This window comes from Candidatus Manganitrophaceae bacterium, from assembly GCA_016200325.1.
GTDB lineage: Bacteria > Nitrospirota > Nitrospiria > SBBL01 > Manganitrophaceae > Manganitrophus.
Map to the genome: position 1 here is coordinate 92,339 of JACQEZ010000014.1, position 21,092 is coordinate 113,430.

The 21,092-nt window shown below is 53.8% G+C and carries 23 protein-coding genes and 1 pseudogene; 19 read left to right on the forward strand and 5 right to left on the reverse strand.

From position 1 onward, the window contains the following. The first annotated feature begins 14 nt into the window (after window positions 1–14). The 10 genes and pseudogenes from ychF to HY282_12090 all read left to right on the forward strand — a co-directional run bounded on the left by ychF (window position 15) and on the right by HY282_12090 (window position 6,556). Window positions 15–1,109: a redox-regulated ATPase YchF gene (ychF, locus tag HY282_12045; GenBank protein MBI3804481.1), complete on the forward strand. Its 1,095-nt coding sequence runs from the start codon at window positions 15–17 to the stop codon at window positions 1,107–1,109. Between the two features lie 229 nt (window positions 1,110–1,338). Further along, window positions 1,339–1,704 (forward strand): 30S ribosomal protein S6, encoded by a 366-nt coding sequence (gene rpsF, locus HY282_12050; protein ID MBI3804482.1) that lies wholly within the window; start codon window positions 1,339–1,341, stop codon window positions 1,702–1,704. Between the two features lie 76 nt (window positions 1,705–1,780). Further along, window positions 1,781–2,188: a single-stranded DNA-binding protein gene (locus HY282_12055; protein ID MBI3804483.1), complete on the forward strand. Its 408-nt coding sequence runs from the start codon at window positions 1,781–1,783 to the stop codon at window positions 2,186–2,188. Window positions 2,189–2,296: 108 nt separating this feature from the next. Continuing rightward, the gene (locus HY282_12060) at window positions 2,297–2,524 is read left to right on the forward strand and encodes a 30S ribosomal protein S18 (GenBank protein MBI3804484.1); all 228 of its coding nucleotides are present in this window, start codon (window positions 2,297–2,299) and stop codon (window positions 2,522–2,524) included. Window positions 2,525–2,742: 218 nt separating this feature from the next. After that, window positions 2,743–3,117: a PilZ domain-containing protein gene (locus tag HY282_12065; protein ID MBI3804485.1), complete on the forward strand. Its 375-nt coding sequence runs from the start codon at window positions 2,743–2,745 to the stop codon at window positions 3,115–3,117. A gap of 227 nt (window positions 3,118–3,344) precedes the next feature. After that, window positions 3,345–3,944 (forward strand): DUF4149 domain-containing protein, encoded by a 600-nt coding sequence (locus HY282_12070; protein ID MBI3804486.1) that lies wholly within the window; start codon window positions 3,345–3,347, stop codon window positions 3,942–3,944. Window positions 3,945–3,974: 30 nt separating this feature from the next. Further along, entirely contained in the window at window positions 3,975–4,193 is a 219-nt protein-coding gene (locus HY282_12075) for a hypothetical protein (protein MBI3804487.1), read from the forward strand. A 17-nt stretch (window positions 4,194–4,210) separates the two neighbouring features. Further along, the gene (locus HY282_12080) at window positions 4,211–5,041 is read left to right on the forward strand and encodes a septal ring lytic transglycosylase RlpA family protein (GenBank protein ID MBI3804488.1); all 831 of its coding nucleotides are present in this window, start codon (window positions 4,211–4,213) and stop codon (window positions 5,039–5,041) included. 10 nt (window positions 5,042–5,051) lie between these two features. Further along, window positions 5,052–5,465 carry a prepilin-type N-terminal cleavage/methylation domain-containing protein gene (locus HY282_12085; GenBank protein ID MBI3804489.1) on the forward strand — a complete coding sequence of 138 codons (414 nt, stop codon included), beginning with the start codon at window positions 5,052–5,054 and terminating at the stop codon, window positions 5,463–5,465. 593 nt (window positions 5,466–6,058) lie between these two features. Then, window positions 6,059–6,556: pseudogene (locus HY282_12090) on the forward strand (OsmC family protein). A 29-nt stretch (window positions 6,557–6,585) separates the two neighbouring features. On the opposite strand, the gene HY282_12095 reads toward HY282_12090, so the two are convergent. Beyond that, window positions 6,586–8,979 carry a metallophosphoesterase gene (locus HY282_12095; protein MBI3804490.1) on the reverse strand — a complete coding sequence of 798 codons (2,394 nt, stop codon included), beginning with the start codon at window positions 8,977–8,979 and terminating at the stop codon, window positions 6,586–6,588. Window positions 8,980–9,320: 341 nt separating this feature from the next. On the opposite strand from HY282_12095, the gene mazG reads away from it, so the two are divergent. The 9 genes from mazG to HY282_12140 all read left to right on the forward strand — a co-directional run bounded on the left by mazG (window position 9,321) and on the right by HY282_12140 (window position 16,966). After that, on the forward strand, window positions 9,321–10,121 hold the full coding sequence (mazG, locus tag HY282_12100; GenBank protein MBI3804491.1) for a nucleoside triphosphate pyrophosphohydrolase: 801 nt from the start codon (window positions 9,321–9,323) through the stop codon (window positions 10,119–10,121). Between the two features lie 78 nt (window positions 10,122–10,199). Further along, entirely contained in the window at window positions 10,200–11,399 is a 1,200-nt protein-coding gene (locus tag HY282_12105) for a type II secretion system F family protein (GenBank protein MBI3804492.1), read from the forward strand. 43 nt (window positions 11,400–11,442) lie between these two features. Beyond that, the gene (tadA, locus tag HY282_12110; protein MBI3804493.1) at window positions 11,443–13,164 is read left to right on the forward strand and encodes a Flp pilus assembly complex ATPase component TadA; all 1,722 of its coding nucleotides are present in this window, start codon (window positions 11,443–11,445) and stop codon (window positions 13,162–13,164) included. A gap of 46 nt (window positions 13,165–13,210) precedes the next feature. Further along, on the forward strand, window positions 13,211–14,155 hold the full coding sequence (locus HY282_12115; GenBank protein MBI3804494.1) for a hypothetical protein: 945 nt from the start codon (window positions 13,211–13,213) through the stop codon (window positions 14,153–14,155). Window positions 14,156–14,159: 4 nt separating this feature from the next. After that, window positions 14,160–14,729, forward strand: coding sequence for a PilN domain-containing protein (locus HY282_12120; GenBank protein ID MBI3804495.1), 570 nt, complete (start codon window positions 14,160–14,162; stop codon window positions 14,727–14,729). Further along, window positions 14,726–15,295: a type 4a pilus biogenesis protein PilO gene (gene pilO / locus HY282_12125; protein MBI3804496.1), complete on the forward strand. Its 570-nt coding sequence runs from the start codon at window positions 14,726–14,728 to the stop codon at window positions 15,293–15,295. The genes HY282_12120 and pilO overlap by 4 nt, the downstream gene beginning before the upstream one ends. Before the next feature lie 195 nt (window positions 15,296–15,490). Then, window positions 15,491–15,937: a hypothetical protein gene (locus tag HY282_12130; protein ID MBI3804497.1), complete on the forward strand. Its 447-nt coding sequence runs from the start codon at window positions 15,491–15,493 to the stop codon at window positions 15,935–15,937. Beyond that, window positions 15,934–16,407: a cytochrome c gene (locus HY282_12135; GenBank protein ID MBI3804498.1), complete on the forward strand. Its 474-nt coding sequence runs from the start codon at window positions 15,934–15,936 to the stop codon at window positions 16,405–16,407. Before HY282_12130 ends, HY282_12135 begins: the two co-directional genes overlap by 4 nt. Window positions 16,408–16,453: 46 nt before the next feature. Continuing rightward, the gene (locus HY282_12140; GenBank protein ID MBI3804499.1) at window positions 16,454–16,966 is read left to right on the forward strand and encodes a Slp family lipoprotein; all 513 of its coding nucleotides are present in this window, start codon (window positions 16,454–16,456) and stop codon (window positions 16,964–16,966) included. 34 nt (window positions 16,967–17,000) lie between these two features. Here HY282_12140 and HY282_12145 read toward each other — a convergent pair whose 3' ends face one another. From HY282_12145 to HY282_12160, 4 genes are all read right to left on the reverse strand, one after another. After that, window positions 17,001–18,182, reverse strand: coding sequence for an FIST C-terminal domain-containing protein (locus tag HY282_12145; GenBank protein MBI3804500.1), 1,182 nt, complete (start codon window positions 18,180–18,182; stop codon window positions 17,001–17,003). A 150-nt stretch (window positions 18,183–18,332) separates the two neighbouring features. After that, complete coding sequence (locus tag HY282_12150) at window positions 18,333–18,950, reverse strand: hypothetical protein (GenBank protein ID MBI3804501.1); 618 nt, start codon at window positions 18,948–18,950, stop codon at window positions 18,333–18,335. Between the two features lie 374 nt (window positions 18,951–19,324). Then, window positions 19,325–20,197 carry a hypothetical protein gene (locus HY282_12155; GenBank protein ID MBI3804502.1) on the reverse strand — a complete coding sequence of 291 codons (873 nt, stop codon included), beginning with the start codon at window positions 20,195–20,197 and terminating at the stop codon, window positions 19,325–19,327. Between the two features lie 49 nt (window positions 20,198–20,246). Beyond that, on the reverse strand, window positions 20,247–21,080 hold the full coding sequence (locus HY282_12160) for a fibronectin type III domain-containing protein (protein MBI3804503.1): 834 nt from the start codon (window positions 21,078–21,080) through the stop codon (window positions 20,247–20,249). Window positions 21,081–21,092: the final 12 nt, after the last annotated feature.

Consider the following 21,092-nt stretch of genomic DNA (forward strand, 5'->3'; position numbering starts at 1 on the left):
GGTGTTGGATCATTATGGCAGTGAATTGCGGCATTATCGGACTTCCGAACGTCGGTAAGTCAACCATCTTTAACGCGCTCACCCGGGCGAACGCGGCGGTGGCGAACTATCCCTTTTGCACCGTCGAGCCGAACGTTGGAATTGTCGAAGTCCCCGATGAGCGGCTGACCCGGCTGGCGGAGATCTATCGGCCGAAAAAGCTCACGCCGACGCATATGGAGTTCGTCGATATCGCCGGTTTGGTCGCCGGCGCCAGTCAAGGGGAAGGGCTGGGGAATCAGTTCCTCGGCCATATCCGGGAAGTTGATGCGTTGGTCCACATCGTCCGCTGCTTCGACGATCCGGAGATCGTCCATGTCAACGGCGCGGTCGACCCGAAGCGGGATGTCGAGATCATCGACACCGAGCTGATCCTCAAAGATTTGGATTCGATCGAAAAACGGCTTTTCCGGACGGAGAAGAAAGCAAAGTCGGGGGACAAGGAGTCGGTTCGTGAGACCGCGCTTCTCACCCGATTGAAAGAGGCGCTCTCCCAGGGACGCTCGGCGAGACAAGTCCCCGTGTCGGACGAAGAGCGGCCGATCATGAAGGACCTGGCCCTCTTAACGGCGAAGCCGATCCTCTATGTCGCCAACGTACCGGAGGAGGATGTCGAGAAGGGAAATGCTTACTCCAACCGGGTGGTCGAAATGGCGCGGGCGGAAGGGACCGAATGTGTCATCATCAGCGGAAAGATCGAATCGGAAATCGCCGTCCTCTCTCCGGAGGAAGGAAAGGTCTTCTTAAAAGATCTCGGCCTGGCCGAGCCGGGGCTGGCCCGATTGATTCGCGGCTCCTACCGGCTGCTCGGCTTGATGACCTTCTTCACCGTCGGGGAAGATGAGGTAAAGGGGTGGACGATCCAAAAGGGCACACCCGCGGTGCAGGCGGCGGGAAAGATTCACTCCGATATTGAACGGGGATTCATCCGGGCCGAGATCTTCTCCTATGATGACCTGATCCGGTTGGGAGGTGCGCAGGCAATCAAAGAGAAGGGATTGCTTCGCCTCGAGGGAAAAGAGTATCTCGTCCAAGACGGCGACTGCGTCTATTTTAGATTCAATGTCTAGCGGTTTTGAACCGTTTTCCGCCCGCGCGATGCATTGACGAAGGGCGGCCGGATATGTTAAAAAATATTGTTTTGGGGGAAGCCCCGACGGGGTTTCTTCCGAGGCAGGAGAGACGGGTCCACCGTTTCTCGGCTGAGGCGCATAGAGGTAACGTCTCTGTGAGCCTTTGAAACATCCTCGCTCTAAACCTGTTTTAGGGCTTGATTAACCGTGAGGAGGAAGCAGTAAAATGAACGGATATGAGACGATTTTCATTGCCAAACCAAACCTCTCCGATGAGGAAGTAGGCAAGATGATGGAGAAGATCAAAGGGGTCATCCAGAAGGCGGGCGGAGAGCTCGTCGTCATGGAGAATTGGGGTAAGAAGAAGCTCGCTTACGAAGTGCACAAGGAGAAAAAAGGGACCTACATCATTGCGCATTTCAAGGGAGCCGGACCGACCTTGACCGAATTGGAACGAACCTATCGGCTCGACGAATCGATCATCAAATTCATCACCCTCAAAATCCCACTCGACAAGCTCGGAAAAACCCAGCCCGCCCGCGATGAAAAGCCGACCTCATTCCGCGACAGAGAAGCATCAGGGGATAGATAACTTTATTTGAAGTTCCGCGGTCGTCTTCGTCTTTTTAGACAGAAAGGTCATACCCTGCGGAACGAGGAGCGTGAAAATGGTCAGCTTTAACAAAGTGATTTTAATCGGGAACCTCACCAAAGATCCGGAGATCCGTTATACGCCGAGCGGAACTGCGGTTGCCAGCTTCGGCCTTGCCGTGAACCATCGATACAAGCAGGGCGAGGAGATGAAGGACGAGGTCTGTTTTATCGACATCGTGGTTTTTGGAAAGCAGGCGGAGAACAGCGGGCAGTATCTCTCGAAGGGCCAGGGGGTGATCGTCGATGGACGTCTTCAGCAGCGTCGTTGGGAGACGGAAGACGGACAAAAGCGAAACAAGCATGAGGTGGTGGCGCAGACGATCCGATTTCTTCCGAAGCGTCAAGACGGCGCAGAGGGACCTTCTTCGCGTGGGGGGGGAGAACTCCCGATTGACGAAGGGTCCGACGAGGTTCCATTTTAGTCGAAGCGCCATTGGCGCTCCGGGGGTGACCCGGAGCGCTTAGGTACTTAGGATGGACGCTTTACTTCATCTTGCAACAGACTACTTAACGCATCATTGGGAGGATGTGTGGAAAAGAAATATTTTCAGCGACGACGTATCTGCCGTTTTTGTACGGAGAAAAAAGAAAACATCGACTACAAAGAGATCCAGGTGCTGAAGGGCTTTTTGACCGAGCGGGGCAAAATTATCCCGCGCCGGATCTCCGGGAACTGCGCCCACCATCAACGGGATCTCACGGCGGCGATTAAGCGCGCTCGCAATATCGCCTTCCTCGCCTTTGCCGAAGAGCGGTAGAAACGGTCGGTAGCGGCTTCTCCTCTCCGGAAGCTTCCGGAGAGGAGAAATACCGCGTCGGTAAGGTCTCTGACGGCGCAAAGCCGTCGGCTTTACGCCGCTTTGGTCGACGCAAACAGCGCCCCCTTTCCGTGAAATCTTGTTGACGGATCTCTCCAGAATTGCTATAGTCTACTCCATCTTTCATTTTGCTTTCATCTTGATTTAGAGGAGGGGCGATGCTGACTTCGGACGAGAAAACAAAGGTCAATCGGCGACAATCTCCACGGGTCCCTTATATCGTTTTGGAAGTTAAAGGGAAGCACTCCAACAAGGTCTTTTTGGCCTATGCCGAAAATATCAGCCAGGGGGGGCTCTTCCTCTCTTCTTCCCAATCGCTCAAGATCGGAGATCGGTTTCCGATTGAGTTCATCCTTCCCGATAATAAAACGACGGTTCGTTGCACCTGTGAAGTGACCTGGAAGAAAAAGTATGAAAAAAGCGGGGTCGCTTCCGAAGGGGTCGGCGTCCGCTTTGTCGACCTTCCTGCGTCCGAGAAAAAAGTCATCAGCGGGTGGATCGATCAGGAAGACAAGAAAAAAAGAGGTTCATGAACACCTTCCGATCTCATCCCGTCCCTGCCGCTCCTGCGGGTCTCTCTTTTTGCTCTCTCTTTTTTTATCCCGTAAATCCCTTTAATAGGCAAGATGCCGCTTCGGAGCGGGAGAGCGCCGTTCGGAAGAACGGCATTCCAAGCCCAATGACCCCTTTTACCAGAGCAGGATCGCTTGCAGAGCGCTCCCGGAGCCGGGATCTGCCAAGTCGATCGAGAGGATAAAGCATGGAAGTCCCAATCCCCAATTTTTATTTTATGGGCGTTCAGTTCATTCACCTGTTGGCCCTCTCGATTTGGGTCGGCGGAATTGTCATCATCGGAATGATCGTTGCCCCGATCCTCTTTGGAAGGATCAAATCGCGGCGGACCGCCGGCGAACTGATGGGGGAGATTCTCCGGCGGTTCGATCTGTTGACCCTCGGTTGCATGGTCGCCTTGATCATCACCGGCATCATTAAATATTTTACTTGGGAAAACCTGACCCCCTGGAACTTAACCCGTTACCTGGCTATTTTAATCATGTCGGGCGCCGGTCTTTACTCGGCCCTGGTGGTCACGCCAAAGCTTCGACAGTGGCTCTCGCTTCAGTCGGGTGGGAACGCGGGCGCAAAGGCAAGCGCCAGAGCCGTCCCCCTTTCTCGGGAGACATCGACCCGTTCTTCATTGATCCTGGCGTCCTCCGGTTCGGCCGCCGTTCAAACGGCGGTTGAAGAGGTGGAAAGTGTCGAGACCGCTCCACCCGATTTCAATCGCCTCCACCATACCTCGGTTCGACTTATGATGGTTAGTCTGATTTGTGGTGTGATTGCCCTTTTGATGGCCTAAGGCAGACCCGGCAGGACTGAAAGGGAGAGGATGATCGACGTGGTAAAACCGAAAGAAAGACGTCTGGAAGATCGGCGAAACGAAACGGAGGACCGGCGGGCCGGAGATCGGCGGCAAGGAGACCGACGTCAGATCATGCGCCGGACGGTGGCGCGGCGGAAGGAAGCTTGCCCGGTCTGCTTCGCCACGTTGACACTGAAACTCTTTTGCTCCTCTTGCAAGATGAGGGTGATCAAAATTCGAAATTAATCCCACGGGATCTCTGAATGCAAAGGGGCGTCGGCTGCAGCACCCGCTTATATTTCGATCCGGGCCAACAGGAATCTTCCGCGGAGGCCTCTCTCTGTCGATTCGAACTGCGAGTTGAAACAAAGAAAGAAAGCGGGTCGATCCCTCCTCCCCCTTCGGTCCTCCCATCTCACAGAGAGAGGCTGCGGTTCTTCTCCTTTTCTTCTCTTTCCACCCCGTTGCTGATCGCCGCGGTGTTTCTAATCTTCAGCGGATGTGCCGGCGCGCCTCGACGGGCCGATTACGTCGTCGGCTACCGGGAGGTCGGGCGGGCGTCATGGTACGGCAAGGATTTTCACGGACGGCCGACCAGCAGCGGCGAGATTTATAATATGTTCGGCCTCTCCGCGGCCCACCAGACCCTCCCCTTGGGAACGCACCTGCGCGTGACCGAATTAAAGAGCCATCGAAGCGTTCAGGTCCGGGTCAATGACCGGGGCCCGTTTGTCGGAGGGCGAATCCTCGATCTCTCCTACGGCGCGGCAAAAGCGCTGGGGATCATCGAAGAGGGGACCGCCGAGGTCGAAATCGAGGTGATCGGCTTCGCCGTCCCGGCTCGGGGGGTGGGAGGATTCCTGGTTCAGCTCGGATCGTATCAATCAAAAGAGAATGCGCTTCGGATTAAAGAGAAGGCCGGCCAATATTACCAGACCGCTTTTGTAGAGACGGTCGAGACGAACACCGGACGGTTCCACCGGGTCCGGGTCGGCCCATTCCGCTCAGAGCGGGAAGCGCAAGAGGCGGCCCGTCATCTTCCACAAACGTTGCCCACGGAAGGGATTCAGCCGGTCGTGATTCGAGGAGATTAATCCAACCGATATGTTGAAACGATTCCATCAACTGCATCAAAAGGTCAGCACCGGCTCGCAGAAGGGTTTCACCCTGATCGAGTTGATGGTCGTGGTGGCGATCGTCGGCATCCTCGTCACCCTCGCCGAGCCGTCGTATCGCCTCGCCACCGTCAAAGCAAAAGAAGCGGCGCTCAAGAGAGACCTCTACATTTTTCGAGACGTAATCGATCAGTACCGGGCCGACCAAGGGAAATACCCCGCGGCCCTCTCCGACCTGGTCGAAAAGGGCTACCTCCGATCGATCCCGAACGATCCCTTTACCGGCGCCACCACCAGCTGGGTGGAGCTGTATCTCTCCCAAGGAGACGAATCGGGCGTCTACGACGTCCACTCCGGCAGCGATATTATTGGGACGAATGGGACTTCTTATAATGAGTGGTAGCGGGGTTTTCTTCGAAGGACCCGATTGCTCTGAATTCGCTCTTATTCGGTCTCGTTTCCTCCGTATTTCAGACAGTTCAATTCAAGTTGGGGGCATCACTTCCCGTAGCGGCATGCTGTCTGAGACATTGTAAGGCACTCATTGGTGCTAAATTCTTCATGAAAGAATTAATAAACACACCTACCCCGCTTGAGTTTCTGGAGAGTGGCTCTTTTTGGAGCCCTGAGCCAAGGAATCTCTTGATTTTGTCCGGTCTCGTTTCGCTTGCCTGTATCATCTATGTTTGGCGAAAACCGGGGCGCGTCGCTGAAAAGATTTTCTGGTCTGTGGTGCTGTTAGTGCCAGTTCTTGGACCGCTTTTTCTGGGCGCGTTTTACCGTTCTCCCACGGTCCAGGCATCGCACCTCAGGGGTCGGGAGAATCGAGATATTTATTCCCCTCAGTCGGAAGATCATGGAAACCCTGTCTCCGGCGGAGTATTAGATGGCTGCTCGCCGCCAGACGTGGGGAGTGGGCATTGCGGGGACACTCACAGCGACAATCACTAGACTTCTTATTATTCCAATTTGGAATTTTAATTGCAGGGGTTAATGATGGATGCGCAGAAGCTGAAGGAACTCCAAGCTCCATTGAAGCAGAGATATAAAGATCAGCCGCAATCGGCCATGGTGACGCTGAGAGCGCAATCAAGAATTGGGGAGGGGATCACCTGTAAGATTTAAACCGGAAAGGCCCTGGTTGAAGCGGGTCTTCACCCTGCGACGGGAGGGGATGGGCTTTCGGCCTGTTCGGGCGATATGTTGCTCGAAGCGTTGGTCGCATGTGCCGGGGTGACGTTGAGGGCGGTCTCCACGGCGATCGGGGTTCCTTTACGCGATGCAACCGTGAGTGCAGAAGGCGACCTCGATTTTCGAGGCACGCTGGCCGTCGACAAGGAGACGCCGGTCGGTTTTCAAAAAATTCGGCTCAAATTCGACTTGGAGAGCGATGCGACGCCTGAACAACTGGCGTTGCTGATGAAACTGACCGAGCGGTATTGCGTTGTCTATCAAACATTGATCAATACACCTGCAATTTCTATTTCATGCTAATTCAATATTTCCGTCGGAAGATCTTTCTTCTATCTCTTAATCGTCACCGTATCAAAAACCGCCCCAGTCGGATCGATTGCTTTGAGGGTGAGGGTATCGCCGGCCATCTCTCCTAAAATCAGATGATAGCTCGATGCTGAAAAAGCGGTGAAAGCGCTCGATCCCACCTCGGTGAGCGGGGAGCCGCCCCCGCCGGTGACGATATAGGTCACCCCATTCATCGAATGCGTCCGCTCGTAGGAGTGGGCGTGCCCGTTAAAAACCACCCGGACGCCATATTTCTCGAAGAGGGGAACGAAGTTGTTCAAGGCATGTGATTCACTCCCATACTCCCCATTGCTGTAAGGGGGATGATGGAAGTAAACAATTTTCCATTTGGCGGTGCTGGCGGCGAGCGTCTGCTCCAGCCAGGCGAGCTGTTTCGGATCGGGAGAGTGGAAGGAAGCATAAGTCGAATCGAGCGCGATGAAATGGGTGTCCCCCCAGTGAAAGTCATAATAGAGATTTTCTTTGGGATGATAGAAATGTGATTTGAAAGAGACGCCATTGTTGTCGAGGACATCATGGTTGCCGACGACGGGGAAAATAGGCAGGTGGCGGATTACATTTTTATAGGGGGTAAAATAATGCGGATCGAACTCCGCTTCCGTGCCCCGATCGTAAATGACATCCCCGGGGATCAGCCCGAACGAAAAGGAGAGTTTTTCCATCAGCGCGGCAACGGAGTCCTGGGCCGGCATGCCGCTGCCGCAATCTCCGAAGACGACAAAATTAAATTGATTGCTCCCCGGCGCTTTGGCACTCCGAAAGGTCCCCTCTCCGAACGTCACTCCGTTCACGACGACCCGATAGGTGTAAAGGGTGTTCGAGCGAAGATTGGGAAGGGTGACGAAATGTCTGTTCCCGAGGTCCCCCTTTGCTTCGAAGTTATCGAAAAAGGTCATCGCGGCGGCGGTGGCGTATGATCGAATCCCGGCGAAGTCGCCTTGCGCCAGGCTGGAATCATCGACCGTGATGGCTGGGGTCGTCTCATCGGCGAAAAAGGCCTGGAGCTGCTGCTGATGGATCTCCAAGCGGAGCCGGTAGAATGTTTCCGATGTCAGCGACCGGTTCGCCGTCGCGAGCGTGGTATAGACCCCTCCCACCTTTTTCATCAGACGGATGTTCTGCTGTCCGGCATCAAGGCGGAGATAATAATAGTTGTTCGGGTCGAGCCACCGCCCCATTACCCCGCAGCTGTTTCCAACCTCCTTGACCATGCAGTCGGCTGAGACCGATTGATTCGGCCCGAGGTGTTTGGTGATCCGCGCCTCTTGTGCGGCGGCATCGAGGTTGACGATCTGATTAGAAATAATTTTAAAGTCGGGAAGATATTCATCCCAGCCATGCCCGATCGTGGTGGCATCCGGAACATTAAACCCATCTCCAAAGGCGGAGAAGCCGGCGCTTCCCTTCTGGTGGTTCATCGTTGTACCGGCCCCCCATGTGACGGTGCCGTCGGTGTCGCACTCCCAGGCGAGCGTGGCCGATGTGGGGGTCATAAAAGCGATGTAGGGGAGCCGTGTGGGGCCCGGACAGATCGAGTCGGTCGTGATTTTCACTTGAGTCGAAGCCGTCGCTCCGGCGTTGTCGGTCACGGTCAATTTCACGGTATAGGTTCCGGCGGTGTAATAGGTATGGTCGACTGCGGCGGCCGTTTCGGTGGTTCCGTCTCCAAAATCCCAGCGATACGCGGCGATGGTTCCATCGGCGTCCGAGGAGGCGGTACCGTCAAAGTGGATTGTCAACGGGGCCTCTCCGGATGCGGGGGCATTGGAGAGGCGGGCGACCGGCGGGCGATTGATCGATACGGCGCTGAAATTGTTAAACCAGGTGGTATCGGCGGCGGAGGCATAAGAACGAATCCCGGCATAATTTCCTGCGGTGAGCGATGTGTCGGTGACAGAGAGGGCCGGGGTCGATTCGTTGGCAAAGTAGAGCTTGAGTGAGCTTCCGCTGAAGACAAGGCGAATTTTATAATAGGTGTTGAGCTGTAAGCTCCGGACGGCCGTTCCAAGCGGGGTGGAAGCGCCATTCACGACCTTGAAGAGCTTGATGTCTCCTGCGCTGGCGTCAAGCCGCGCATAATAAAAATTGTTTGCGTCGGCCCATCTCGCCATTACCGCGCACATGTTGCCGGCCGCCGTCACCTTGCAGTCGGTCGAAACATCCTGATTCGGACCAATCGCCGGGGTAAACTGGGTCGCTTTGCTGCCAGCATTGCTGTTTCGGAGCTGGTTGTTGAAAATATCTAAGTTAATAAGATATTCGTTCCAACCGCTTCCCAAATCAGTGCTGTTGGGCCGGTCGAAGGTGTCTGAAGTGGCCTGGGCCGAAGCGGTGGTAAAGAGAAAAAATAAGAAGAAGACAACGATCCATTTCATAGGCTCACTCCTTTTCGACGTGCGCTTACCTAATTTAAGACGAAATAGATTAATCGGATATTAAGATTCGGAGAATTTCTTGTTAAGAGAGACTGATCTAAGATGGGAATAGATGAATCTAATTATAATTGAGGATCAGAATAAACCGATTCTCCATTTGATATCAATTAGGAATTGACTTATTTTTTAAATAAAAATTCCTAGAGTGATCCCGCTCACGCTTTCGCGAGGCCCATCTCCAAAAGGGGTTTCTTCCATTTTCCGTGGAACCTTCCGGAGCACCTTCCCCCTTGCATCTCTCTTCAAAGATTGTATAATGATCGAAAAATCAAGGGAGTGGTATGTCGGAAGCATTCGATCAACTGGTTGCCCTGATGGACCGGCTTCGATCGGAGCGGGGATGTCCGTGGGATCGGGCGCAGACGCCCGAATCGTTGAAGCCGTTTCTGATCGAAGAGGCCTATGAGGTGCTTGAGGCGATTGAGTCGGGAAGGGCGGAGCCGCTCTGCGAAGAGCTGGGAGATTTGCTCTTCCAGGTGCTCTTTCATGCCCAGATCGCAAAGGAGCGGGGCGAATTCGACATCGAGGCGGTCTTAAAGACATCGATCGAAAAGATGACCCGCCGCCACCCGCATGTCTTTGCTCCCGACCCGGGAGAATCGGCACCCCTCGATAGCAAAACGGTGTTGACCCGATGGGAGGAGATGAAGAAAAAAGAGGCGGGGAATCAATCCCGCAAATCGGTGCTGGAGGGCATCCCGCGCCAGCTTCCGGCGCTCCTGCGCGCCCACCAGATTCAAGCGCGGGCAGCCCGCGTCGGGTTCGACTGGAAGACGATTGAGCCGGTTTTTGGTAAAATTGAAGAAGAATTTCAGGAGCTTCGGACTGCGGTCGTAGAAGGGGATGCCGCCCATATCGAATCGGAGCTGGGGGATCTTCTCTTTACTGTCGTGAACGCGGCGCGTTTCCTTAAAATCAGTCCCGAAGATGCGCTTCGAGGAACGATTCAACGGTTTACCGATCGCTTTCAGGCGATGGAGGTCGAGGCGGCACGGCGGGGGAGCCCGCTTGAATCATTCTCCTTAGAGGAAATGGATTCCCTTTGGGAGGAGGCAAAAAGGAGTGAGGAAGATGGGGTATAAAATACGAGGGGTGAGCGGTCCGATCCCCCCTTCCCCTTTCTGTCTCTTTTCCGCTTATTGTTTTTTCTGGTCTTAAAGATGCCTCTTTTTTCATATCGGATTGCCAAAGGGGATGGAACCGTTCTCGCCCGGCAGGAAGAGGCGGAGAATGAAGCGCTTCTTCGAAATCGCCTTGAAGGGGAAGGATATCTTGTTCTCTCGATCCACCGGGGATTCGGTCTCGCCCTTCCGACCTTCCCGAGAAAGCTCTCCCCGCGTGACTTTCTCGTCTTTAACCAGGAGCTGATGGTCCTCCTCAAAGCCGGTCTCCCCATCATGAAGGTGCTCGATATCCTCATCGAGCGGGGGAGTCAGCCCGGGTTCGTCGAAGCGTTAAAGGGGGTCCAGCGCGACATCCGAGGCGGCAGCTCGATGGCCGACGCGATGTCGAAGCACCCGGCCTATTTCTCGGAGCTCTATGTGTCGTCGCTGCGGGCCGGAGAGAAGAGCGGAAATTTGGTGGAGGTGATCGGCCGATTCATGGATTATCAGAAAAAGATCCTGGAGGTCCGAAAAAAAGTGGTCTCGGCGCTCGCCTATCCCTCCTTTCTGCTTGTGATCGGATTCGGCGTTCTTGGGTTTTTGTTGATTTATGTGATGCCCTCTTTCTCGGAAATTTATGAAGGCTCAAAAACGGAGCTTCCCTTATTCACCCGCTTTTTGCTCACCTTCGTTCAATTCATTAAGGGGAATGGTCTGTTTCTGCTGATCGGCCTTCTCGCCGCCGGATTTCTGTTGTGGAGAGTGGTTCGAAGTCGCTGGGGGAGAACCCAGGCCGACCGTCTCGCGTTATATGTCCCATTCGTCAGTCCGATTCTTCGGCGACATCATCTCATCCGGATCACCCGGACCCTTTCGACGATTTTAAAGAGCGGTATCCCGTTAGTGGAGGCGCTTGAGATGGTGGGAGCTGCCATGACCAATTGGGTTGTCCGCCTCCAGATCAACCGGGCGAGGGAAGCGGTTAAAGGGGGAATTGCGATCTCGGCCGCTCTCTCCGAGATCGGTCTCTTCCCCAAGATTTCAACCGAGATGATTGCCGTGGGGGAGTCAACCGGGTCGTTGGAAGAGATGTTAAGCGAGGTGGCCAACTTCCACGAAGAAGAGCTCGACCTCTACCTCGCCCGGGTGACAACCTGGGTGGAGCCGGTGCTCCTTCTGACGATCGGCTCGCTCGTGGCGATGATTTTGATCGCCATGTACCTTCCGATTTTCCACTTGGCGGGGACGATCCGATGATTAAAGGTTGTAATGAAACAATTAGTTTTGTGAGAGAGACGGCATGAGACCTTTCGCACAACGTCCTCCCCTCGGCTCCTTGTTGGTAAAACGAGGAAAGCTGACCGTCCAGCAGGTGGAGCAGACGCTAGAGGAGTATAATGGCCGGGGGATGCGGCTGGGCGAAGCGTTGATTGATAAGGGGCTCATCACCGAAGAAGACCTCGCCGAGGCCCTCGCCGAGCAGTACCATCTGAAATATTATCCGCTCGATCATTTTAAAATCGACACCGCTTATTTCAAGAAGATCCCGGTAGAGCTGATGTATCGATATCCCTTTGTCCCTTACGGCGAGCAGGAGGGGAGGGTGATTATCCTCATCTCCGATCCGACGAAGATGGCGGCGATGGATGAGCTGGAGCTGATCTTAAAGGAGAAGATCACTTTCGGTATTAGCACGCGGACCGCCTTAGTAGAGGTGTTGAAGCGGAGCGAAGGCTCCGGCCAGGTTCTCCAGCAGATTCAGGCCGACTTCAGACCTGTTTTAATCAAAGAGGACGACAAAGGGGAAGAGATCCTCTCGATCGAAAAGGTGAGCAAAGACAGCAGCCCTGTCATTAAGCTGCTCGACACCTTAATCCTCAACGCGCTTCACAAGCGTGCGAGTGACATCCACATCGAGGCGAGTGAAAATCAGGTCTTGATGAAATACCGGATCGACGGCATCCTCTACCGCGCGATGGATCCGCTCGATATTAAATTCCATTCGGCGTTGATTACCCGGATCAAAGTCCTCTCTGAGCTCGACATCGCCGAGAAGCGAATACCGCAGGACGGCCGGTTCAAGATGCGGCTGGAGGCGCGGAAAGTCGACTTCCGCGTGTCGATCCTTCCGAGCGTCTTCGGGGAAGATGTCGTGATCCGAATTTTGGACAAGGAATATATTACCGCCGAACTGAATGAACTGCGTCTCGATCGGCTCGGCTTCAACGAGGGAGACCTGCGGAGATTCCGCAAAGCAATCATGGAGCCTTACGGGATGGTGTTGGTGACCGGGCCGACCGGAAGCGGAAAGACGACGAGCCTCTATGCGGCATTGACCGAGATCAACACCCGTGAGGACAAGATCATCACGATTGAAGATCCGGTCGAATATCAGTTGCAGGATGTGGTCCAGATCCCCGTCAATGAAAAGAAAGGGTTGACCTTTGCGCGCGGGCTTCGATCGATTCTGCGCCACGATCCCGATAAGATCCTGGTCGGAGAGATTCGGGATGCGGAGACCGCCCATATCGCCATTCAGTCGGCGCTGACCGGGCATCTGGTCTTTACTACGGTTCACGCGAACAATGCGTTCGATGTCATCGGACGGTTCGTCAACATGGGGATCGAGCCGTATAATTTCGTTTCCTCTCTGAATTGTATCTTGGCCCAGCGGTTGGTTCGTGCCCTCTGTACCGCTTGCAAAGAGCAGTCGCCGCTTCCTCCGGAGCTGCTGGAGATCTCCGGGCTTGATCCCGCGGAATACCGGGATCGGCTTTTCTCCCTTCCAAAGGGATGTCCGGAATGTAATGGGACCGGATTTAAAGGACGGCTGGCGATCACGGAATTCTTAAACCTCTCCGATACCATTCGGGAGATGATTCTGGAGCGGCGGCCGACCTCCGAGGTGCGGCGGGCCGCGTTGGCGGAGGGGATGACGACCCTTCGACAGGCCGGAATGGAGAAGGTGCTCCGCGATGAGACGACCCTGAAAGAGATCAACCGGGTGACGTTTATCCAATGATGCACCGGTAAAGAATAATCAAGATTAATTAGAACGAGGCTACAGAATGGGATTTTTGAAACGGGATCGCATCGGCCTGTCGATCGGACCGACCCACCTCTCCATTGCTTCGGTGATTCAGCGGGGAGAGGGGGTGGAGGTGCGGCAGGGCGCCGTCGAGCCGTTGGAGAGAGGGGTCTGCCATCCTTCTCCGGTGGAGAAAAATATTCTTCAAATGGACCGGTGGCGGGAGGCGGTTCGCTCCGTGTTGGGCCCTTTCCGGCGGCTGCGTGCTCTGACGCTCGGTCTTCCGGATGCGGCTGTCCGAACCCTGTTGCTCGATCTCCAGCAGGTTCCGAAAAACCGGAAAGACTTCGAGCGGCTGATTCAGTGGCATATGGAGAAGACCTTTTTGTATCCCTTAGGGGATTCGCGGTTTTCGTATCAGGTGTTGGCCCGCCGGCAAACGGACGTCCGGATTCTCGCGACGGCGGTGAAAAAAGAGGTGATCGAGCAGTATGAGATGCTGGATGGAGAGCGTGCCATCGAAGTGCGTCAGATCGCCCCTTCCTCTTTTTTCGCTTTTAATTTATTCCAGCCTGCAATCGTAAAGAACGTCGGGGAGAAGGGCCATTTTCTTTTCGTTTATCTGCTCGATCAGAGCTTAACCATTCAAATTTTCGAGGGAGGGCTGCTCAGCTTTATCCGGGTGAAGGAGTTTCCTCAAAAAGAGGAAGAGCCCGACCAGGCGGCGGAGCGGTTTTTTCAGGAGCTCGGCAGCTCCCTCTCCTTCTATGATGGAGCTGGAACCCGCCTTCAGCAGCTGACCCATCTCTTCCTTCTGACCGATCAGGCGCCGATCTCGGAGAGACGCTCTCAGGAGATGTTTCATCTTACCCCGGTCCTGCTGAATCCCTCACAGATCCTCCGTTCCATTCCCCAGCCCGGTTCGGACTCGTCCGAGTGGGCGATGCGTCTGATGTCCGCGGCGGCCGCCGCAGTGGGAGGATAACCGCTTGGATCGGTTTACCATTAATCTGGCATCGGGCGATTTCATCAAGAGAAGGGCGGTCGGCATCGGCCTCTCACTGCTTGCCCTGGTTTTGATTTTCCTGATCGGCCTCGACGTCCTCCAATTTTTTAATTTAAAGGAGAGTAACGCGGCTTTTGACCTTCGCATCGGGCGGGTGTTGAAGGAAAAACAACAGCTTCAAGGAGAGATCGGGAAAATGGGCCGAAATGTCTCCGATGATTCTGAGAAGTCGATGCAGAAGGAGATTCGGGTGGCCAACCAGCTCCTGAAACAGAGGCGCTTTTCTTGGACGACCTTCTTGTCGGATTTGGAGGGACGTGTTCCCTCAAAGGTCTCTGTCACCCGTGTTCAGCCCGATTTTAATAGCGGGCTGGTCGTTCTCGGAGGGGTGGCGCCTTCATTGAAAGAGGTTACCCAATTTGTCGGACGCCTTCAAAGCGATCCCTTCGAAGAGGTCTTCCTCACAGAACAGGGGGATCTCGAAAAAGAGGGGAAAAAAGGGGTGAATTTCTCCATCCGATTTAAGTACAATTCCAGAAGGGAAGGAAAATGATCTCTTCCGGTAAGTGGCTGATGACCCATTTTGGGCGCTCTCTTTTACTCCTCGCTTTGCTGGGGGGCGTCTTTCTCTTCGTCCACCTGGGGATGGTGGTGCCTCTTCAAACGGAGATTGACACAAAGGAAGCTGCATGGCAGGCTGAACGGCCTAAGATCAGCCAGTTGACCCTGCTGAAGTCGGCACAACAAGATCTGGTTCTCTTTCGTGAAAATCTTCCGAAGGAGACGGCCCTGCCCGAGCTGGTTTCCTTTATCTCAGAAACGGCCGGATCGAACCGCCTCTCGATCCCCTCCATCTCTTATCAGCCAGAGAAAGTCGATGTGCCGGGGCTGATGAAGGTGGGGATTGCTTTCAATGTAAAGGGCCACTATCCGGATATTCGAAATTTCATTTATCGCTTGGAAAGATCACGACACTTCTTAATCATTGAAAATCTGGTTCTAGCCTCTGCGTTCAAAGAGGGGGAAGCGATTCAGCTTCAGCTTCGGATCGCCGCCTATCTGCGCGAGGCCGGGTCTGATAAGAGTGCTCACCCGGCAGCCCGGGGGAGGTCTTCTTAAAGAAGATTGTTTTTGAGTGTCGGATAAAGGGAAGGAATGGATCAAAAAAAGGGACTCTTAATTGCTCTATTGGTTCTTTGGGGAGGACTGATTTTTTATCGAATGGTCCTTGATGAAGGTCCCAAACGCGCACCGCTGAAATATATAAAGGGAGCGACTGTCCAAACTGCAAAAAAGCAAGAGGACGACGCCCCGATGAAAATTCGGACAGAGTTGTTCGAATCGAATCCTCCTTCCTCTCCGGAGGAGGTGAAGAATATTTTTGCTCCCCTTGCCGAGCCGAAACCGCCGACTTCTGCCGATCCTCGGCCTGTCGTGCCGCGCCGGCCCCCTTCTGCGCCGACCCCTGTGCCGTCGCCGCTTCCCCCTCCCATGGCGGCACCGACGCCGGAGGAGTTGGCGTTCGCGCAAGCAAAAGGGGAGCTGGCGGAGATCCGTTACCTTGGTTTTTTAGACCGGGGAAATGGGAAACCAGAAGGATTTTTTTCGAGGAGACAGGAGACGGTCATCGGGGAGAAGGGTGGGCTTCTTTTCGGCCGCTTCACGATTCGGGAGCTGTCGAGCTCACTTGCAATCATTGCTGATAAGAACACGAAGGCTGAAGTCACGCTTCAGCTCTCAGAGGGAAAAAACGAAAAATGAGCCCACTTCGTATTCTATTGACGTTATTGTCGATGATTATTGTCATGGCCGGTCTCATCCATATTATGACGAATGCGTTCGTGACCTCTTCCAGTGATGATCCGATGGTCTCGGCCTTCGATCTAACCCGGCCCCGTGCGCCCTCGGATGCTCGAGCGCTTAAGAATCCGATTCGTCTCTCGGGAGATGCCATCTCGAATGGGAAGGCGCTCTATGAGGGAAAGGGAAACTGCTATGTCTGTCATGGTATGGGTGGACATGGCGATGGGGAGGCGGGGGTAATGCTGAGTCCTCCTCCGCGCAATTTTACAGATCCGCAATTCCAACGGCTTCGGAGCGATGGGGAGCTCTTCTGGACGATTAAGTATGGAATCCCCGATACGGGGATGTTTTCCTATATACCGCGTTATGTGACCGAAGAAGAAGCATGGATGATTATTCATTACATTCGGACGTTGGAAGGGAAATAGGGTAGGGCGCCTGACCGGCGGGAAGAGGTTATCGATGAGAGCGTTTTTGAAAACCAGATGGAAAACCTTCCCTCTTTTTCTCTTTCTTGTGCTTTGGGTCGCTGCCTGCGGCCCAAAGGTCATTCCGAAAGAATTCGAAGAGAAGATCGACAAAAAGTTGACCTTTGAGGAAATCCAGAAAAATCCAGATGCCTATCGGGGGAGATCGATCTTAATCGGCGGAGAAATCATTGAGACCCGCAACTTGAAAGATAAAACGGAGATCGAGGTCCTTCAAAAACCGCTCGGGTCCAACCGGGCGCCTGTTCCGATCGATGAATCGAATGGGCGTTTTATTCTGATTCATTCTTCCTTTCTTGATCCCGCCGTTTTCAGAAGCGGCCGGCGCCTCACCGCAGTCGGCACCGTCCAGGGGGGGAGAGATGAACGATTCGGTGAGGCAGAAAGAATCACGCCGGTATTGGAGGATGAGCACATACACCTCTGGCCGCCGGGACAAGCAGACCGAGAACCCTCCGTTGGATTCAGCTTTGGTATCGGAGCTGTTTTTGGTCGGTAGGGGAGGAAGTGATTAGCCGCCGCTTTTCGGGTGACTATTTTCCTTTAAAGATGCCGAAACAGCTGGTGTAGCCATGTAGGAAGGTTGATCCCCCTACGGCGCCGATCTCTCCATTACAGAAGAAACCTCCCAATGGAAGGGGACCAATCTGAGAATGAAACAGGTTGCTGTCGTGATTCGACTCGCCGTATAAGTGCTCGCCGCGACCGAGGCAGGAGAAGAGGAGGGCCCCTCTTGCCGATCGCGCTTTGCCCTCTATTTGGTATTGCGTCAGATACCACTTTAGGTCTTCGGCCGAAGTCTCGGCATCCCGTAAATGAAACTGGACCATCTGCCCTTCCCGAAGGAGGGCCCCCACTGCAAGGCTTCCGCTCTTCGAATCCATCCCGACCAGGTTCCGGATCAGAAAGTCGCCTCTCACCAATGTATCTTTAAACGGCGTCATCGCGAGCCCGAGAAAGAGGGAGTGCTGCATTAACTTTTGGTCCTCCTCGCTGAGTTGCTCATAGAGCTCCTGCAGCACTTCAATCGGCGGCTTGTGGTCAAGTGTTATGAGGAGATTTCGGTTACATTGTGTGATCGGAAGCGGGGTTCCGATCGGTCGACAGCCCTGCGCAACGATGGTATCGATTTCAACATTTCCACTCAGCGCAACGCCGACAAGGCCGGACCGATAAACCGTTCTATTCAGAAAGAGCCCATTCTGTCCTGCACTGCTTCCTCCGCTTGCCAATCCGCCGATTTTGGTCGCGGCCGCATAAGCGAAATCGAGTCCGATGAGGCCTTTCTCCGCTTCGAATGAGAATGGATCTGCAAAGAGGATAAAATGAGGTTGCCGGTCAGCCGCGATCCCGAAGCAGCTTTCCCACTTTTTGGGACTTGCATCGAGATCCGGAAGGTCTGAGGAGTCTAAATGGAAAGGGGTCATCTCGACCCCCGGGAGGCGAGCGACGGTGAGCGCCATGGCCGGACGGTGTTCAACCTCTTTCCCTCCTCCGATAATCCCTCCGCCTGAGCAGCCGATTAATGTTCGACACTGTAATGATCCAGTGATGGTTTCGAGAATACTCTCATCGTCATGCTGAAAATGGGAGGAGGTAAAGAGAAAGGCGAGATCAACCGGGTCTTTCCCGATTTGAGCGTGGATCTGTTGGACAAGTCGTTTCGATGCGCTTTGGACGTCTCGGTCTTGACTCAGGGAAGAGGCCCACTGCATTGAGAGATCCTTTTTTTTCTCTGAATGATCCATATTTCTGAGAATCCGGACAAGGTCAACGGTAAGCTTTGAGGCATCATACCCTTTTATGGCTATTGTGTCGAGAGGGGAGCGAGAAAGGCCCTTAGATAAGGGAGACAAGAGAGATGATTATGGACTGGTTGATCCTATCCCAAGGGGTCCGGCAGGGTAAGTAACAGAGGGCAAAACTGAGTTGTTCCCGCTATATTGAAGGGTGCCGCTGTCATCCTGTTCCATGTCGCCTTGATCGGCATACGCGCCGGGAGAATGGACGTACTGAGTCCAGTTAATCTTCGGGTTATCAAAGGTTGTTGGGCCGGTATTGTTGGTCTGCCAATTGGTCGTAAAATTCGCTTCTTGATCTCCTGAACCGGGGCTGTCCAGACTCCCGGAGCCGCCCGAGATATAGTTCACCACCTGGTGCTCGGTTTGACTGCTGGTGGTGCAGCCGGGAGGGGCCGGCGGGCCGGAAACGCTGGCGCAGGAGGCCCAATGAAAGACATTATCGGCGAGATAACCCATGTGTGGATCGGTCTGTTGCACCCCTCCGGAGAGGCAATCGGTCCCGCCGGCAGCGCAAACGTCGATCTGAGTTGGGAAAGAGCTGGTGAATGGTTGAAGGGAATTTCCTCCGCTCGGAATGCTCATCCCCTGGCTGTCGGGGTTGAAGCGAATGTCACCGCAGTTCAGGCCGGCGAGGTTGTTGGTAATTGAGCCGACCGTTCTGCCGCATTTATACGTGGCCACGTCATCCCCTGTTCCTAAAACAGTGTCAGGACCCGGATCTGCCGTAGAGATAATCCCAAACATGTTGTCAGTCAAGGCGCCTGGTCCCGATCGGTTAAAGAATGGGCTTACGCAGGGTCCGACTGGACAAAGGGTCGGATCGACATGCCGAAGCATCAATACGGGACTGTAGCCGGGGCAATTGGGGCACTGCGGATTGGCGAAGAGGCCGGTGCATTCGGTTTTCGTCGCGCTCTCCGCCGGGCCGACTCCTCCGGCGACCGTGCAATCAGCGCGACTCCCTGTGGGAGAAAGCAGGAGAATTCCCCAGAACGTCAGGCTCAGAAAAAGAATTATTAAATGATGATTGATTGACTTTATTAATTTGTTGGAATTTAAGGAGGACATACAGCTCCTGAAGAATTGCTGAACAGTCCTGGATTAAATTGAGAGCCTTGACAGAGATTTCCGGCTGCATCGACACAGGTGATTACACCCGTTGGCCCGGATTCAAACCGACCGGTGTATGAGCTTTTGCTGGATGTAATAGAGCAGTTAGAAGGGAGGCTTTCACTCAGTGTCATCTTCAGTGTGCCGACGGCATTCCCGACCATCTGCCCATTGGCATCGGTTGTGGAATCAATAACAAAGAAGATCTTAAATTGTTGTTCATTGTCTTCGTTGAGGTCAAAGCCATATTCGATGTGGTGAACCCTCAGAGTCCCGAATGTATCCGACCTGAATTGATAAAATGGCTGACCAATTGCTCCAAGGCTGGGAGGACTGAGAATCACGATTTTAGAGGAAGTCGCGTCATCGATTCCAAGGGGTATGATCTGGTTGATTGAACCCTTTGTTTGGCAGGGATAGGGAAAAGGGGGACCGCTGTGGTCATTGGGTCCACAGGGAGCTCCCCTGCCGAAGCGGTTGTCAATCAAGTTAAATCCGCCCGGGAGCTGAGGATCAAAAGCAGAGGAGCAAAAGTTTCCAAAGCCGGATGGGGAGCAATCGTCATTGGTATTAAAAGGATCGCTTGTATCGGCGAAGGGTCCCGTTGCACCACCAAAAGTTCCGCAGCTTCCGGCATTTCCACCGGCACATGCAGTTCCGGCATTATCGCTGGTGGACAGGTTTTTATTGGAGCCATTGTTAACGCCCATACCGGAGTTAATGGTCAGCGTTTTGTTGACTTGATTTCCTGCTGCCCAGGACACTTTCGGAGCGGCGAGTAGAAAAATGAGTGAGATCAGAAAAATCGGTTTCATCATGGGTTCCTTTATATCCCTATTTTAAATCAATCATGGAACCTCTTTTTTGTCAATTTAATGCAACTGAAATTTCATTGGAATCTCCGCTGGAGCAGCCATCCGAATTTACTGCAGTTGCCTTATAAATATAGGTCTCTCCTGATGATAAATTTCCATCTAAAAAGCTAAGTGAGGTGATTGGCAAGGATGTAATGCGAGTATATGCCGTTTGGCCAGATGTCCGGCGGAAGAGATGATATCCAAGGAGATTTGGTTCATTTGGGTTCGACCAGGAAAGAAGGATGGTCTCTTTACCGTGTCGCGGACTCCAGAGATTTAATGGCGGCGCCGGCGGAGGCGCAGCGGCGCCTTGTATAAAATTGACAACCAATCGTGTCGGATCGACCCCGTTCGGGAAAGCATAGGAGCCTCCTCCAGGAGAGATCTCGGTTGTGACGCCGCGGGTTGTATCCGTCAGCCGTACAATTGGATGTTGGCAGAGGTTGTTAGAAGCATTGAGAGTCCAGGTGAGTATCGTGTCGGTTCCAAGGCGGTCCGAGGAGACATCGATATCCCAGGTGTGAGAGGGCTCGTTGCTGCTTCGAATGTCTTGCCAGAGCCATTCGCTTCCGGCCGTATAGCTGGTGCTATTCATATATTCCGGATGGGGAAATGTCGTTTGTAGCGGACCTGCAGGGAAAGCAACGGTGTCCCACTGATTATTGAAAGCATCATCAGCGGTTCTATCGACGCCCAAAATGAGTCTGCTTTGAAATACACCATTGGGTGCGAAAGGATCCGGGGTCGAGAAATTTAGAACCATATACCAATCAAGGGCCCAGCTGATGGAAGAGATTCCCATCGTGCTCATCAAAATCGCTAAGATAAAGAAAAGTCGCCTCATCGATTCCCCTTT